Annotated in this window: 18 protein-coding genes and 1 pseudogene; 8 read left to right on the top strand and 11 right to left on the bottom strand. The window is 63.4% G+C overall.

Features of this window, described 5'->3' with window-relative positions; translation table 11 throughout:
* Positions 1-44 precede the first annotated feature (44 nt).
* The 7 genes from VZ95_RS12090 to VZ95_RS12120 all read right to left on the bottom strand — a co-directional run bounded on the left by VZ95_RS12090 (position 45) and on the right by VZ95_RS12120 (position 4,965).
* Entirely contained in the window at positions 45-389 is a 345-nt protein-coding gene (locus VZ95_RS12090) for a tetratricopeptide repeat protein (protein WP_045776066.1), read from the bottom strand.
* Positions 383-1,558: an aminotransferase gene (locus tag VZ95_RS12095; protein ID WP_045776067.1), complete on the bottom strand. Its 1,176-nt coding sequence runs from the start codon at positions 1,556-1,558 to the stop codon at positions 383-385. The genes VZ95_RS12090 and VZ95_RS12095 overlap by 7 nt, the downstream gene beginning before the upstream one ends.
* Before the next feature lie 224 nt (positions 1,559-1,782).
* On the bottom strand, positions 1,783-2,082 hold the full coding sequence (locus VZ95_RS12100) for a hypothetical protein (RefSeq protein WP_045776068.1): 300 nt from the start codon (positions 2,080-2,082) through the stop codon (positions 1,783-1,785).
* 90 nt (positions 2,083-2,172) lie between these two features.
* Complete coding sequence (locus tag VZ95_RS12105; RefSeq protein ID WP_045776069.1) at positions 2,173-2,556, bottom strand: nuclear transport factor 2 family protein; 384 nt, start codon at positions 2,554-2,556, stop codon at positions 2,173-2,175.
* Positions 2,557-2,575: 19 nt separating this feature from the next.
* On the bottom strand, positions 2,576-3,118 hold the full coding sequence (gene rsmD / locus VZ95_RS12110; protein WP_045776070.1) for a 16S rRNA (guanine(966)-N(2))-methyltransferase RsmD: 543 nt from the start codon (positions 3,116-3,118) through the stop codon (positions 2,576-2,578).
* Positions 3,119-3,130: 12 nt separating this feature from the next.
* Complete coding sequence (locus tag VZ95_RS23065) at positions 3,131-4,243, bottom strand: pseudouridine synthase (protein WP_084627752.1); 1,113 nt, start codon at positions 4,241-4,243, stop codon at positions 3,131-3,133.
* On the bottom strand, positions 4,240-4,965 hold the full coding sequence (locus VZ95_RS12120) for a gamma-glutamyl-gamma-aminobutyrate hydrolase family protein (protein ID WP_045776071.1): 726 nt from the start codon (positions 4,963-4,965) through the stop codon (positions 4,240-4,242). The genes VZ95_RS23065 and VZ95_RS12120 overlap by 4 nt, the downstream gene beginning before the upstream one ends.
* 61 nt (positions 4,966-5,026) lie before the next feature.
* Here VZ95_RS12120 and VZ95_RS12125 point away from each other — a divergent pair, with 61 nt between their 5' ends.
* Positions 5,027-5,809 (top strand): 3-hydroxybutyrate dehydrogenase, encoded by a 783-nt coding sequence (locus VZ95_RS12125; protein WP_045776072.1) that lies wholly within the window; start codon positions 5,027-5,029, stop codon positions 5,807-5,809.
* A 3-nt stretch (positions 5,810-5,812) separates the two neighbouring features.
* Positions 5,813-6,262: a nucleoside deaminase gene (locus VZ95_RS12130; protein ID WP_045776073.1), complete on the top strand. Its 450-nt coding sequence runs from the start codon at positions 5,813-5,815 to the stop codon at positions 6,260-6,262.
* On the opposite strand, the gene VZ95_RS12135 is transcribed toward VZ95_RS12130, so the two are convergent.
* From VZ95_RS12135 to VZ95_RS27180, 4 genes and pseudogenes are all read right to left on the bottom strand, one after another.
* Positions 6,251-6,724, bottom strand: coding sequence for a cysteine hydrolase family protein (locus VZ95_RS12135; RefSeq protein WP_045776074.1), 474 nt, complete (start codon positions 6,722-6,724; stop codon positions 6,251-6,253). The genes VZ95_RS12130 and VZ95_RS12135 overlap by 12 nt on opposite strands.
* Before the next feature lie 9 nt (positions 6,725-6,733).
* A complete protein-coding gene (locus VZ95_RS12140) occupies positions 6,734-7,420 on the bottom strand; it encodes a DUF1045 domain-containing protein (RefSeq protein WP_045776075.1) in 687 nt (228 codons plus the stop codon).
* Positions 7,417-7,983, bottom strand: a complete 567-nt coding sequence (locus VZ95_RS27175; RefSeq protein WP_232302640.1) for an amidohydrolase family protein — start codon at positions 7,981-7,983, stop codon at positions 7,417-7,419. Before VZ95_RS27175 ends, VZ95_RS12140 begins: the two co-directional genes overlap by 4 nt.
* Before the next feature lie 43 nt (positions 7,984-8,026).
* Positions 8,027-8,590: pseudogene (locus VZ95_RS27180) on the bottom strand (alpha-D-ribose 1-methylphosphonate 5-triphosphate diphosphatase); the annotation flags it as partial.
* A 73-nt stretch (positions 8,591-8,663) separates the two neighbouring features.
* On the opposite strand from VZ95_RS27180, the gene phnF reads away from it, so the two are divergent.
* The 6 genes from phnF to VZ95_RS24150 form a co-directional block, all read left to right on the top strand.
* Positions 8,664-9,374, top strand: a complete 711-nt coding sequence (phnF, locus tag VZ95_RS12150; protein WP_052711722.1) for a phosphonate metabolism transcriptional regulator PhnF — start codon at positions 8,664-8,666, stop codon at positions 9,372-9,374.
* 127 nt (positions 9,375-9,501) lie between these two features.
* On the top strand, positions 9,502-10,167 hold the full coding sequence (locus VZ95_RS12155; protein ID WP_045776077.1) for an OmpW/AlkL family protein: 666 nt from the start codon (positions 9,502-9,504) through the stop codon (positions 10,165-10,167).
* 148 nt (positions 10,168-10,315) lie between these two features.
* On the top strand, positions 10,316-10,744 hold the full coding sequence (locus VZ95_RS12160; RefSeq protein WP_045776078.1) for a hypothetical protein: 429 nt from the start codon (positions 10,316-10,318) through the stop codon (positions 10,742-10,744).
* Positions 10,745-10,773: 29 nt separating this feature from the next.
* Positions 10,774-11,394: an ATP-binding protein gene (locus tag VZ95_RS12165; RefSeq protein WP_045776079.1), complete on the top strand. Its 621-nt coding sequence runs from the start codon at positions 10,774-10,776 to the stop codon at positions 11,392-11,394.
* 71 nt (positions 11,395-11,465) lie between these two features.
* The gene (locus tag VZ95_RS12170; protein WP_156995264.1) at positions 11,466-12,074 is read left to right on the top strand and encodes a hypothetical protein; all 609 of its coding nucleotides are present in this window, start codon (positions 11,466-11,468) and stop codon (positions 12,072-12,074) included.
* Between the two features lie 42 nt (positions 12,075-12,116).
* Positions 12,117-12,446: tetratricopeptide repeat protein (locus tag VZ95_RS24150; protein ID WP_156995265.1), on the top strand; the 330-nt coding region annotated here is incomplete at its 3' end.

Raw genomic sequence — 12,446 nt, forward strand, 5'->3', positions numbered from 1 at the left:
GCTGAGGAGCAGCGGTTCGGCCTCGTCGCCGCGCGCGGCCTTCATCAGCACATCGGCCAGCGACCACAGCGCGGCGGGCAGGCCGGGGCGAGGGTGAGGGCTTTGCGAAACTGTTCCTCCGCCTGCGCGCCCGCGCCGCCCAAGGCATAGGCACGGCCCATCGCGAGGCGCAGCGCCGGGGAATCCGGCCCATAGAGCGCGGCATTTTTCAGCGCCTGTACCGCCTTGCTCGGCTGGCCCTCACCCAAATACAGCAGCCCTTGCAGATAATGGGCGCCCGCGAGCTTCGGGGTTTCGCGCAACACCATGCGGACGATATTGCGGGCGGTCGGCGCGTCGCCGCGCTCCCAGGCACCAAAAGCATCTGCAAGGTTGAGTTTAATTACCACGCGCCATTCACCTTTTTCAAATAGGGCTCCAGCCGGTCCAGCGCGCCGATCAGCGTGCTATCGTCTTTGCAGAAGCAGAAACGCACATAGGGCGTGTTGAGCCCGCCATCGTAGAACGCCCCGACGGGAATCGCCGCAACCCCAGCTTCGACGGTCAAACGTTGGCAAAAATCTGTATCGCTTCCGAAATAACCGATGCTGCGAATATCGACGGTGAGGAAATAGGTTCCGGCGGAAGGCTGCACGGCAAAGCCGAGGCGCGTTAGCCCCGCCGCCAGCAGGTCACGCTTGCGCTGCATTTCGCGTCCGAGCGTGCTGAAGAAGTCACCCTCCTGCGCCAGCCCCCAGGCCACGGCGGCTTGTAGATTGGGCGGCGTCGTGAAGGTTAAAAATTGATGCACTTTAGCAATGATCGGCATTAGCGCGGGCGCGGCGGTGATATAGCCCACCTTCCAGCCGGTCAGCGAGAAGGTTTTGCCCGCCGAGCCGATGCGTACCGACCGTTCGGCCATGCCGGGTTCGGCCATGATCGAGCGATGCGTCGCGCCGTCGAAGACCAGATGCTCATAGACCTCATCGCACACCGCGAGCGCATCGTGCGTGCGGCACAGCTCGGCAATCAGCGCCAATTCGGCGGCGGAAAAGACTTTGCCGACCGGATTATGGGGGGAGTTGAACAGAATAAGCTTGGTTTTCGGCCCAAAAGCGGCGCGCAACTCGGCTTCCGGCACCGCCCAATGGGGCGGCGTCAGGCGCACCAGCTTCGGCACGCCCCCCGCCTGCCGGACGATGGGCAGGTAGGAATCGTACATCGGCTCGAACATCACCACTTCGTCGCCCGGCGCGATCAGACCGATCAGGCTGGCGGCCAGCGCTTCGGTGGCCCCGGAGGTGACGATCACTTGCGTCTGCCAATCGGCCGCGACACCGAAAAAGTGCTGTCCGTGGGCGGCGACCGCTTGGCGCAATTCAGGTAGCCCGAGCATCGGTGGATATTGATTCGGCTTATCAGCTAGTGCTTCTTGCGCTTTCGCAACAATCTCCGGGCTACCGTTTCCGTCGGGGAACCCCTGGCCCAGATTAATAGCGTGATGCTCGCGGGCAAGGCCGGACATCACTTCGAAAATCGTTGTGCCAAGACCGGCAAAGAGGGGATTGAGCGGCTTCATCCTGTAACCTCGGGTGCGTTTGACGCACCGCGTGCATCGGGGGGGCAACGGGGGTGCAGCATAGCGGCAACAGCGGCCAGCGCAATTGCCTGTTATTACACGTTTGCCGCTTTACGATGGGAACCGTTCGGGCTATTAAGGCGTTATGGAATTAGTCCGGTTGAAAGGGCGAGGGCTGCCCGTTGGGTCTCACCGAGCTTTCAACCCATAACGAATAGGGTGTATCAATGCGCGCCATGATCCAAATTGCTGCTGCTACCGCTTTGCTGGCCACCGTTGCTTCGGGTGCCTTCGCGCAGTCGGCTGAATTCAAGAAGATCCACGAAGGCGCGCAAGTCGCCGGGATCTGCACCGGCACGCTGCCGCAAGCCCAGGAAAACAAAGTCGGCCTCATCGCCGCTGCCGCCGCTTCGGACCTGACGGTTGGCGCGATCTTGTCGGCTGAAACCAAGACCCGTGGCGATGCGCGCGTTCAGGCCTACTCGCTGGGCTGCAAGGACGCGAAAAAACGTCGCGGCGATCAAATACTACACCGATACGGTGAAGTAAGCTTTTCAGCCCTGCTGGAAACGGAAAACGCGGCCCCGCAACGGGCCGCGTTTTTGTTTTTGGGCTCAGCGGCTGTGCAGCCGAGGTTCGCCCATTTTGAACCACGCCTTCACGATCTTCCCGTCGTCGATTTCATACATGGCAATCGTATCGATCTCGCCCGGCCCGTTCGGGAAGGTTCGGGTGATATGCTCGTGGTCGATGACGAGGTTCCCGACGATCATGCGCGCGAGAATTTCGGCGTGCAGGTTCGGCTCCTCAAAGCGGGCCACGTAGCGCGCACGGATTTCCAACGTTCCTTGGGCGATGAGTTGGCTCGGGAACAGGAAGCATTGGCAATCCTCCGCCCACCATTCCATGAAAGCGTCGATATCGCGGGCGTTATAGGCTTCGAGTTGCTTTTGGACGGGATATTCAATCGCGCCCGATCCGGTATGTTCGCTGTGCATTTTTCACTCCCTATCAGGATTAGAGCCCGGCAAACCAAAGTCTCGCGGCCCCATAGACGCGGCTATCGTGCAGCTTAAACGGCACGGGCAGGGAAATATCTTCACCCGCCGCGCTTTCCAAAATCACCAGCGCCTGCGGGGCGAGCCAATCGCCCGCGCGTAAACTCTCTAACGCTGGGCTGAGCAGGTCGCGGCCATAGGGTGGGTCGAGATAGGCAAAATCGGCCGGGCGCGCGAGGGTGCGTGGACCGAGCTTCGTGGCGTCGCCCTGGACTACGGCGGGGGAGGCCCCGAGCGCGGTGAAATTCGCCCGCGCGAAGCTGACGTCCCGGTCGACGAACAGGCAGGTTTCCGCCCCGCGCGACAGGGCTTCGAGCCCGACCGCGCCGGTGCCGCAAAACACATCGAGCCATACCGAGCCGCCGAGCGGGGCTTGGTCCAGGGACGCGTGGGCGAGGATATTGAACAAAGCCTCCCGCGTGCGGTCCGCCGTCGGGCGCACGTCTTTGCCGGTCGGCGCGAGCAACCGCCGCCCGCGCCATTGGCCGCCGATAATCCGCATGGCGTGGTCTCCTTAGCGATCCCGGCCCGAGGGGCGACGCGGCCCCGGCTTGCCCCTGCGGGCTTGCCGCCGCTGGGACGACCGGCCCGCCGGGTTTGCCGGCGCTGGGTTTCCCCCTGGCTTGCCCCCGGTTTTAGTCGCTGCCCGTGCGGCCGATCCGCGCGCGGCGGCGGCTTTGGCCATCGCCTTCTTCTTCTCTTCCCAGTTCATCCCGCCGGTACGCTCGTTCCCTGGGCGCTCGTCGCCGTCGCGCGGGGCTTCTTCCACCCGTCGTTCCGCGCGTTTACGAACGATCATAGCCGGGCTGGGGCTCAGCGGTTGCGGCACGCGCGGGGCCTTATCGTTGCGGCCCAGTTGCTCGCGCAGAATGCGGGCGGGGATTTCCTCCACCTGGCCTTCGATGAGATACCCCAGTTGGAACGGCCCATAGGCAATGCGGATCAGCCGGTTCACCCGGTAGCCGAGATGGGCCATGACGCGGCGGATTTCGCGGTTCTTGCCTTCCGTGATGCTAACCGTCAGCCAGGCGTTCGCGAGGCCCTGGCGCTTTTCCAGCACGGCTTCGATGGGGCCATAGCGCACGCCTTCGACGGTAACGCCATCGGCCAGCGCCGCGAGGGCGGCTTCATCGACATCGCCATTGACGCGCACGCGGTAGCGGCGAATCCAGCCGGTGCTGGGCAGTTCCAAGCGCCGGGCAAGCTCGCCGTCGTTGGTGAGCAACAGCAGGCCTTCCGAGGTGAGATCGAGCCGCCCGATGGAAATGACGCGCGGCATATCCGCCGGTAGTTTTTCGAAGAGGGTCGGGCGGCCTTCGGGGTCGCGGTGGGTGGTGACGAGCCCGGCGGGCTTATTATAACGCCATAGCCGCGTCGGTTCTTTTTCCGGCAGCGCCACACCATCGACGGTAATACGGTCGGCCGCCGTCACCACGCAGGCGGGGCTGTCGAGCAGTTTGCCGTTCACGGAAACGCGCTTTTCCTCGATCATCCGTTCGGCGTCGCGGCGCGAGCAGATGCCCGCGCGGGCGATGCGTTTGGCGATACGTTCGCCCTCTTCTTTCAGAATTGCCTCTTTGGGCGCGGCGGCTTTTTTCGGGGCGGGCGGCTTCAGATCGTCACTCATGCTGCGGACGCCGCGATGAGGGCGTTGAAAATGGCGCGGTCTGCCGGCGAGATATGATATTCCGGGTGCCACTGCACCCCGAGGCAGAAGCGCCGGGCCGGGTCTTCAATCCCCTCGATCACCCCATCGGGCGCGCTGGCGTTCACCACAATCGACGCGGGCACGGCTTTCACCGCCTGATGATGGGCGCTGTTCACCGGAATCCGCTCCTGCCCGACGATGCGGTGCAGGAGGGTATCGGCGGCGACGATCACCTCATGCCCGGCTTCGGTGCGCGGGTTGGGCTGTTCGTGCGGAATATCCGAGGGGATTTCATCGGGCAGATGCTGCACCAGTGTGCCGCCGAGAGCCACCGCAAGAAGCTGCTGGCCGCCGCAGATGCCCAAGACCGGCAGATCCTTCGCCAGCAGGCCGCGCATCAGCGCGAGTTCAAAAGCCGTGCGCCGGTCCTTGGTGGTCACGGTCGCGTGCTTCACGGTCGCGCCGAACAGGCTCGGGTCCACATCGAAGGCCCCGCCGGTCACGACGACGCCCTGGATATGGTCGAGATAGGCCAGCGCAAGGTCGGGCTCGTGCGGCAGGCAGACGGGCAGGCCCCCCGCCGCCGCAATCGCGTCGCAATAATTCTGCCGAATGGCGTACCAAGGTTGCTTGGCCCAGCCGCCCGCAGGTTCGGAATCGAGGGTCAGGCCGATAAGCGGCCGGGAAGGTTTCTTCGTCATGGCGCAAGATTAGGCCGAACGCTATGCTGCGACAACTGCTTGATAAAGGAGTGTGATACGCATGTTGACGGGAAAGACCGCCCTGGTAACGGGGTCCACCAGCGGGATTGGGCAGGGCATGGCCCTAAAATTGGCGGAAGCCGGGGCGAATATCGTCCTCAACGGCTTCGGCCCAGCCGACGATATCGCCGCGCTGCGCACGCACATCGAAACCACTTATAAGGTTCAAGTCGATTATCACGGGGCCGATTTATCGCGCGTCGCCGATATTGAAGATATGATGGCAACGGCGGCGGCTAAATTTGGCCGGGTCGATATTCTCGTCAATAACGCGGGTATTCAGTTTACCGCGCCGACGCAGGATTTTCCGGTCGATAAGTGGGACGCTGTTATCGCGATTAACCTGTCCAGCGCTTTCCATGCGATCCGCCTGGCGCTTCCGGCGATGCAGGCTGCCGGTTGGGGCCGGATCATCAATACGGCGTCCGTCCACGGGCTCGTTGGCTCGACCCATAAGATTGCTTATGTGGCCGCCAAACACGGCATCGTCGGGTTGACGAAGGTGGTTGCGCTCGAAAACGCGGGCAAGGGGATCACCTGCAACGCCATCGCCCCCGGTTGGGTCGCGACGCCGCTGGTGCAAAAGCAGATCGACGCGCGCGCAGCAGCCGAGGGTATTTCGGTGGACGACGCGCGCAAGAAGCTGCTCGGTGAAAAGCAACCGTCGATGGCTTTTGCCGAAACCGACCAATTGGGCGCGCTCGCCGTGTTTCTCTGCTCGTCGGCCGCCGACCAAATGACCGGCGTGACCCTGCCGATGGATGGCGGCTGGACCGCGCAATAAGCGGTGATTTCGTCCGCCTATTGGGACCGGGCCTTCGCTGAAGCCGAAGCCGCCTCGGCGCGCGGCGAAGTGCCCGTTGGCGCGGTAGTGGTGGGGCCGGAGGGGCAAATTCTGGCCGCTGCGGGCAACCGCACCGAAGAATGGGCGGATGCCTCCGCCCATGCCGAGCTTATCGCCTTGCGCGCTGCCGCCGAGGCGCTGGGTTCGCCCCGCCTCACCGGCTGCGATCTGTATGTGACGCTGGAGCCCTGCCCGATGTGCGCCGGGGCGATCAGCCATTTCCGCCTTCGCCGCGTCTATTTCGCCGCTTACGATCCGAAAGGCGGGGCGGTGGAGCATGGCGCACGCCTGTTCGACCAGCCGACCTGCCTGCACCGGCCCGAGGTCTACGGCGGGTTCCGGGAACGGGAGGCGGCGGAGATGCTGCGCCGGTTCTTCGCCCTACGTCGATAGCAGCATTTCATGCCGCTCCACCACCGCGCCGAAATGATGCCGCCAGAGTTGAACGCCCAGCGCGCCCGATCGGTCGAGTGAGGAGCCGACGACCAGATCGGCGATAATTGTAGGATAGAGCCCCGCATCGAACAGCGCGAACCCGGCGGCCAGCACGCAAGTATCGGCCTGGATGCCGCAGACCAGCACCCGCTCCACCGCCAAGCTGGCAAGATAGGCGATTGTTTCGGGCGTCGGCGCATAGCCATGCTTGATAAACACCCGGTCGGTCGCCACCAGGGAGATATCGTCCGCCGCCGGAGACCAGTTCAACTGCGCCCGAAACGGTGTCCGGCTCTCGTCGTGCCGTTCTACGGTCGCAACCGAGGCCATAGTGGGGAGGAGACGGTTGATTCCGGCGATCAGGAAGGGCGGCGGTGCAAAGCTCGGCTGAACGTCGACGACGAGAAGCGCTTGTTTCATGGCCGCTCCTCAAACCTGCACAAGGGGAAAGCTGCGGTGCAGCGTCAAAGGCGCGCCCGCTTCGGCTTCGAGGAATAGGCTGAGATCAGAAAGTGTCTGTGGCGTGCCGAGGTGTGGCGTAAAGGCGTTGCTCAATCGGGTCAGCGCATCCGCCCGCGCGGGCTCGGGCAGTGATCCCGTCAGGGTCAGATGCAGGCGGAATTCATTGAAAACATAAGGATAGCCCCAACGCCGCAGATAGTCGGCTTGGCGGGGTGAGAGGTTCGGCCCGCGTTTGGCGATTTCGGCCTCGGTCAGCGGCGCGCGTAAGGGATCGAGCGCCTCGACACAGCGGCCCGCGAGTGCCGATAGCGCATCTGGCGGGTTGATCGGGCAGAGGGCGAGGAACGATCCGAGGCTTTGCACCGCGAGATCGAGCGGCACCGGCGACAGGCTTTGCGCGAGGGCTTCCGTCGCGCGTTCAATTTCCGGCAGGCCAACCCCCGCAGCGGGCCGGAACGGCGCTTTCAGCGTCGCATGAAACCCATAGCGGCGCGGCGCGTCGGTGATCGCCTCCCATGCCGCTTCCTCCAACCCCAGTTTGAGCGGCGGCACCCAGCGCCCGCGCGCGTCGCGGCCCAACCAGCGGGCGGCAAGCTCGGTGAGCGGTTGGCCTTCGGGCGGGGTCCAGTAGAGCGCGACGCGGTAGGGGCTCATGCCACCCGCCGCCCGGCGCGCCAGACGCCTTGAACGATGGGCAGCGGCGGCGCGCCCTCGCGACGGTGTAGACGGACGCGCAATAGGTCGGCGCGTTTGCCGATTTCCAAGCGTCCGCGATCCGTTAGGCCCACGGCTTCTGCCGGGGTTGCCGTGGCGGTGGCAGCGGCTGCCGGAAGCTCAGCGTCGGTCGGGGCGAGCAGGAAGACGGCTTGCAGCAGGCTGACCGGCATATAATCGGAGGAGAGAATATCCAGCCAGCCGCGCGCCGCCAGATCGGAGGCGGCGATATTGCCGGAGTGGGAGCCGCCGCGCACGAGGTTCGGTGCCCCCATCAGCAGCTTCATTCCGGCCTTGCGGGATAGGTCGGCGGCTTCCAGCGTCGTCGGGAACTCGGCGATGCACATGCCCTCGGCGGCGGCTTCGGCAACATGCTCCGGCTTCGCGTCGTCGTGACTGGCGAGCGGCAGCCCGAGGCGTTGCGCGGCGGCGACCACGGCGGCGCGCTGCGGGGCGGCGTAGCGGGTCTGCCGAGCGATGGTTTCGGCTTCGAACGCTTGCATCTCTGCGTTGGATAGGCCGAATTTTTTTCTTATAGAAATGTCGGTACGTTTCAAGATCGGTGAACTGCCGCTGCCCTGGCGTGTGATCCATGATCGAGACCAGTTTCACCACATCGGGCGTCGCCAACTGCTCGACCAGATCCATCAAATCGGGATAGGAGATTTCGCAGCGCAAGTGCAGGAAATGTTCGGCGCGGGTCAGATCGTCGGCGCGGGCGGCGAGAATGGCGTCGGCCATCGTCTTCAGACTGCGCACGCGCTCCGAGCCTTCGCGCACGTCCCCCAGCGCCAAAGCATCGAGCACGGTGGTAATCCCGCTGCCCGCCATCTGTGCATCATGGCTGAGGACGGCGGCAAGCGCGGGCCAGAGCACGCCGGGGCGGGGCGAAAAATGCTTTTCGAGATTATCGGTATGCAGCTCGATCAGCCCCGGCAACAGATAGTCGCCGTCGCAATCCAGCGCGCCAGAGGCGCGGCTGACGCCCGCGTCGAGGCCGGTAATCTGACCGTTCTCAACGGTAATCGTGCCGTGGACGACCTCTTGCGGCAGGCATAAGCGCAGATTTGTCAGGATCATTGTGGGATCGATCCTGGATAAGTGCGTCATTTATCTAGAACCTTTGTTCCGAAGACCGCTATGCTCGTGAGAGGCGATTGATTCACAGAAGGGCGGTAGCAGCGTGCGGCAGGCAGTATGGCAGAAAATCGCCGAGACCTTGCAACAGGATATTCGCAGCGGTCTGTTCGATAATGGCGGGCGGTTGCCGACCGAGGTTGTGCTGGCGGCGCGCTTTTCCGTCAACCGCCATACGGTGCGCCAGGCGATTGGGCATTTGGCCGATCTCGGCATCGTGGTTTCGCACCAGGGAAGGGGCGTATTTTTGCGCGATGCTGGGCTTGAGTATCGCGTCGGCCCGCGCACGCGCCTCACCGATAATCTCGTGCGGCAGGGGCGGCGACCGGAACGGGAGGAGGTGCGCGTCGAAACGATTCCCGCCCCCCGCGCCGTTGGCCGCGCCCTAAGGCTTCCTTTCTCGGCCTCGGTGCAGTGGCTTAGTTACCGGACGCGGGTAGAGGGGCGCTTGACCTGCCTGAACGATCATTATTTTCCGACCGAGCGGTTTCCGGCCATCGGCGAGGATTTTCTCCGTCTTGGTTCGATCACCGAGGCGCTGCGCTGCGCGGGGATCGAGGATTATCTGCGCGCCTCGACCCGGATCAACGCGCGCCTCTGCTCGGCCGCCGAGGCAAAGCAGCTCGATCTCAGCCGGGGGCGTCCGTTGATCGTGACGGCGGGGGTGGATTGCGATCTGTTGGGCCGTCCGATTAGCGTCAATCAGGCCCGGATGGTCGCCGATTCCGTCACCCTCACCGTCGAGCGCGACGAATAGCCGCCCCCGGGGGGGCGATAGTTCTTCTTGATACAAGTCAATGCCGCTGCCGAACCAAGGCCTAGTCTGCCCCCATCGAGCGGGCCTGCCACGGGCCTGCGTCACCATCGAAACAGGGGTTCATACGATGGCACGTCAATCGGGTTTCACCACAGCGGCCGCGCTTACGCTTCTTCTTCTCGGGACGACCGGGGCACAGGCCGCCGATCCGGCGCCGGCAACGTTTAAGGCGGGCGATTTCATGGTGCGCGTGCGCGGCCTCGGCGTGCTGCCGGATGTGTCCAGCAAGGTCAGCGCGCCAGTGGGCGGCAAGATCGACATCAGCAATGATTTTATCCCCGAAGTCGATTTCTCCTACTTCATCACGCCGAATTTTTCGCTGGAGTTAATCGCGGGCACTACGCGCCACAGCGTTACCGATAAAAGCTCCATCGTCGGCGACACGCACCTCGGCACCGTCCGCCTGCTGCCGCCGACGCTGACGGCGCAATGGCACTTCCTGCCGAACGAGCGCATCAACCCTTACGTTGGCGCGGGTATCAACTATACGATTTTCTACGACGCGAAAAACGGCTCGCAGCATTCGGGCGTTCGCTACGACGATAATTTCGGCTACGCCCTACAAGCCGGGGTGGACGTGAATATCACCGGCAATTGGTACGCCAACCTCGACGTGAAGAAAATCTTCCTGAAGACCACGGCCCATGTGTCGGCGGCAAAAGCCATTCCGACCACGGCGAAGGTGGATATCGACCCGTGGATCGTCGGGATTGGGATTGGCTATAAGTTCTAACGCGGAACCCCTGCCGGATAGCGATTCCCGATCCCACAGCAGGGTCTCTGCCCGTCCCCGCGAGATATCGGGGGCGGGCTTTTTTGTTGATAAAGCCCTGAACAAATGATGGTACAGTGCCGCGATAAATTCGTTCTAAGGGTGAAGAATGAGCGGCCTCGAGCTTCTTCCCGTGCTCCTCTGGGGGCTTGATGCAATCGGCAAAGCCACGGTCGGCGAAGCCGTGAAGGATGCTTACAAGGCCCTGAAAGCACAAATGCCCTGGGCGGCGGATAGTCTGGCGGCTTTGGAGCAACAGCCGCAGTCTAAAGGGCGGCAGATGGTTCTTCAGGAAAGTCTTGAGGAGCGTCCTGCGACCGAGCTTGCCGCGCTTGAACCCCTGGCGCAGGCGCTTCTCGATCATCTGCGGCGGGAGCATCCGGCCCCCGTTGGCGTCGATATTCGCAAGTTGGAAGCGGTCAATTTTCGCGTGGGAACGCTGAGCGTCGAAGAGGGCACGGGGGTGCGCATCGAAGAGGCTAAGCTTAGCGGCGATGTCTCGTTCGATCAGATTACCGTGGGAAAAACGCAGCGGTAGGGGAGCCCGGCCCGGCCTCTACCGCAGCGGTGGGCGCAGTCTTGGACGGCTCGTCGGTCGGGCGCGATGTGAACATCCATTATTACATTACCCGTGATAGCGTCGCCTTCGTCGGGCAGCGCGACGTTCCCGAGAGTGCGCCGAGTCTCGTCTGGTCGAACCTGCCCGATGCAATCGAAGCGGGCGCGCCGAATAGCTTCAGCCTGCTGCGCTGGGATTTCCGGCTGGTCGAAACGCTCTATGGGCGCGCCGAGGCGCAGGAAAAAATCCTCAACTGGGCACGGGGCTCCCGAAACGCGGCGCTCGCCCGGCTGATTCACGGGGAGGGCGGGGCCGGAAAAACCCGGCTGGCCGCCGAAGTCGCGAAAATCCTCCGCAACGAGGGCTGGACGGCGGGGTTTCTGCCGCGCAATACCACAGAATTCTATTTTCCGGCCAATCCCAAGGGCGTGCTGCTGATCGTCGATTACCCCGAAGAGCAGCCGGAGCGCACGAAAGCGCTGCTGGATAGGCTCGCCGATCTGGCCGAAACCACGCATCCCCTGCGCGTTCTGTTCCTCTCCCGCCGCCCCTATGACCAATGGATTGAGCAAGCGACCCATTTGGGCGGGCGTTTTGGCGGGCAGGCGATTGCCGCGCCCCAGCCTTAACGGTTGAGGAGGCGGAAGCGCTGATTGCGGAAGCCGCGCACCAGTTCCGCGCCGTTGCCGGGCCAGCGGGGGTGAAAGGCCTTTCCCAGGCGGTGTTTGACCCGTCCCGCGTCCGGGCCTGGCTCGCACAGGAGGAGAAGCACCGTTTGCCGCTCTATGCGGCGGCGGCGGCGGTGCAGGCGGTGCTCGACCCGGCCAAAGCCTTCGGCCAAACGGGGGCCGAGGTGCTGACCTCCCTGGTCCTGCGTGAATTTGACCGGGTCAGGCCCGCCTCCGAGGCCATCGGTTTGGGAAAGGAGGGGCTCATTGCCCTCCTGGCGCTCGGGGTCCTCGCCGATGGGCTCACCCAAGACCAAATCGGCGATTTGATCGACCTCGGGGTTGGGGCTGCCGTAAAGGCCGATTATTTCGAGCGTTTGGCCGAGAGCCCCTGGTGGCAGCAGGGCCGCTTGCTCCGCCTGGAGCCCGACGCCCTGGCCGCCGCCTTCCTCAATCGAGCGCTCTTCCCCACGAAACTCCCCCAGGGGCGGAAGGAACTGCCGGATTGGCTTTACGCCGCCCTCCGCACCAGTGCGCAGCCCTTACCGGGCGGCTGGAACGGGTTCTGTTCGATCTCTTTAGCATCGCGCTGCGTGACGGGGGCGGCCACGCGCTCGAAGACGCGCTGGTGGCGTGTGTGAGGCGGGAACCGGGGCGCGCGCGGGCGTTCGAGGGAGTTTCTCGTGAAAGGGTATTTTGGTGCCTGCGCTTTGCTGCTGAAGTTGCAAACAATTTTGGCAAACCAAGCTGAGGACAAGGCGTATCGAGCAGGAAATTTAACAAATTTAACAATACATTTGACGCGCTTAGGTGAGGTTGAAAAGGCACTGACCGCGATTGACGAGTCAGTTGAGATTCTAAGGTCATTAATTCGCGGAGGGCGAGAGGGGCTGTTACCAACCTTCGCTACCTCATTAAATAACATGAGTATATGTCTTGCTAATCTTGGCTATCTGGACGATGCGCTGTCTGCAATTGAAGAGGCTGTTAATATTGAGCGAGATTTGATTAGA

The organism is Elstera litoralis, assembly GCF_000963705.1.
Classification (GTDB): domain Bacteria; phylum Pseudomonadota; class Alphaproteobacteria; order Elsterales; family Elsteraceae; genus Elstera; species Elstera litoralis.

What these genes read in the sequence shown, in the direction of transcription:
- VZ95_RS12095 (WP_045776067.1), bottom strand. Translation starts at nt 1,558, where the DNA reads ATGAAGCCGCTCAATCCCCTCTTTGCCGGTCTTGGCACAACGATTTTC.
- VZ95_RS12105 (WP_045776069.1), bottom strand. Translation starts at nt 2,556, where the DNA reads ATGCACAGCGAACATACCGGATCGGGCGCGATTGAATATCCCGTCCAA.
- rsmD (WP_045776070.1), bottom strand. Translation starts at nt 3,118, where the DNA reads ATGCGGATTATCGGCGGCCAATGGCGCGGGCGGCGGTTGCTCGCGCCG.
- VZ95_RS23065 (WP_084627752.1), bottom strand. Translation starts at nt 4,243, where the DNA reads ATGAGTGACGATCTGAAGCCGCCCGCCCCGAAAAAAGCCGCCGCGCCC.
- VZ95_RS12120 (WP_045776071.1), bottom strand. Translation starts at nt 4,965, where the DNA reads ATGACGAAGAAACCTTCCCGGCCGCTTATCGGCCTGACCCTCGATTCC.
- VZ95_RS12125 (WP_045776072.1), top strand. Translation starts at nt 5,027, where the DNA reads ATGTTGACGGGAAAGACCGCCCTGGTAACGGGGTCCACCAGCGGGATT.
- VZ95_RS12135 (WP_045776074.1), bottom strand. Translation starts at nt 6,724, where the DNA reads ATGAAACAAGCGCTTCTCGTCGTCGACGTTCAGCCGAGCTTTGCACCG.
- VZ95_RS12140 (WP_045776075.1), bottom strand. Translation starts at nt 7,420, where the DNA reads ATGAGCCCCTACCGCGTCGCGCTCTACTGGACCCCGCCCGAAGGCCAA.
- VZ95_RS27175 (WP_232302640.1), bottom strand. Translation starts at nt 7,983, where the DNA reads ATGCAAGCGTTCGAAGCCGAAACCATCGCTCGGCAGACCCGCTACGCC.
- VZ95_RS12155 (WP_045776077.1), top strand. Translation starts at nt 9,502, where the DNA reads ATGGCACGTCAATCGGGTTTCACCACAGCGGCCGCGCTTACGCTTCTT.
- VZ95_RS12160 (WP_045776078.1), top strand. Translation starts at nt 10,316, where the DNA reads ATGAGCGGCCTCGAGCTTCTTCCCGTGCTCCTCTGGGGGCTTGATGCA.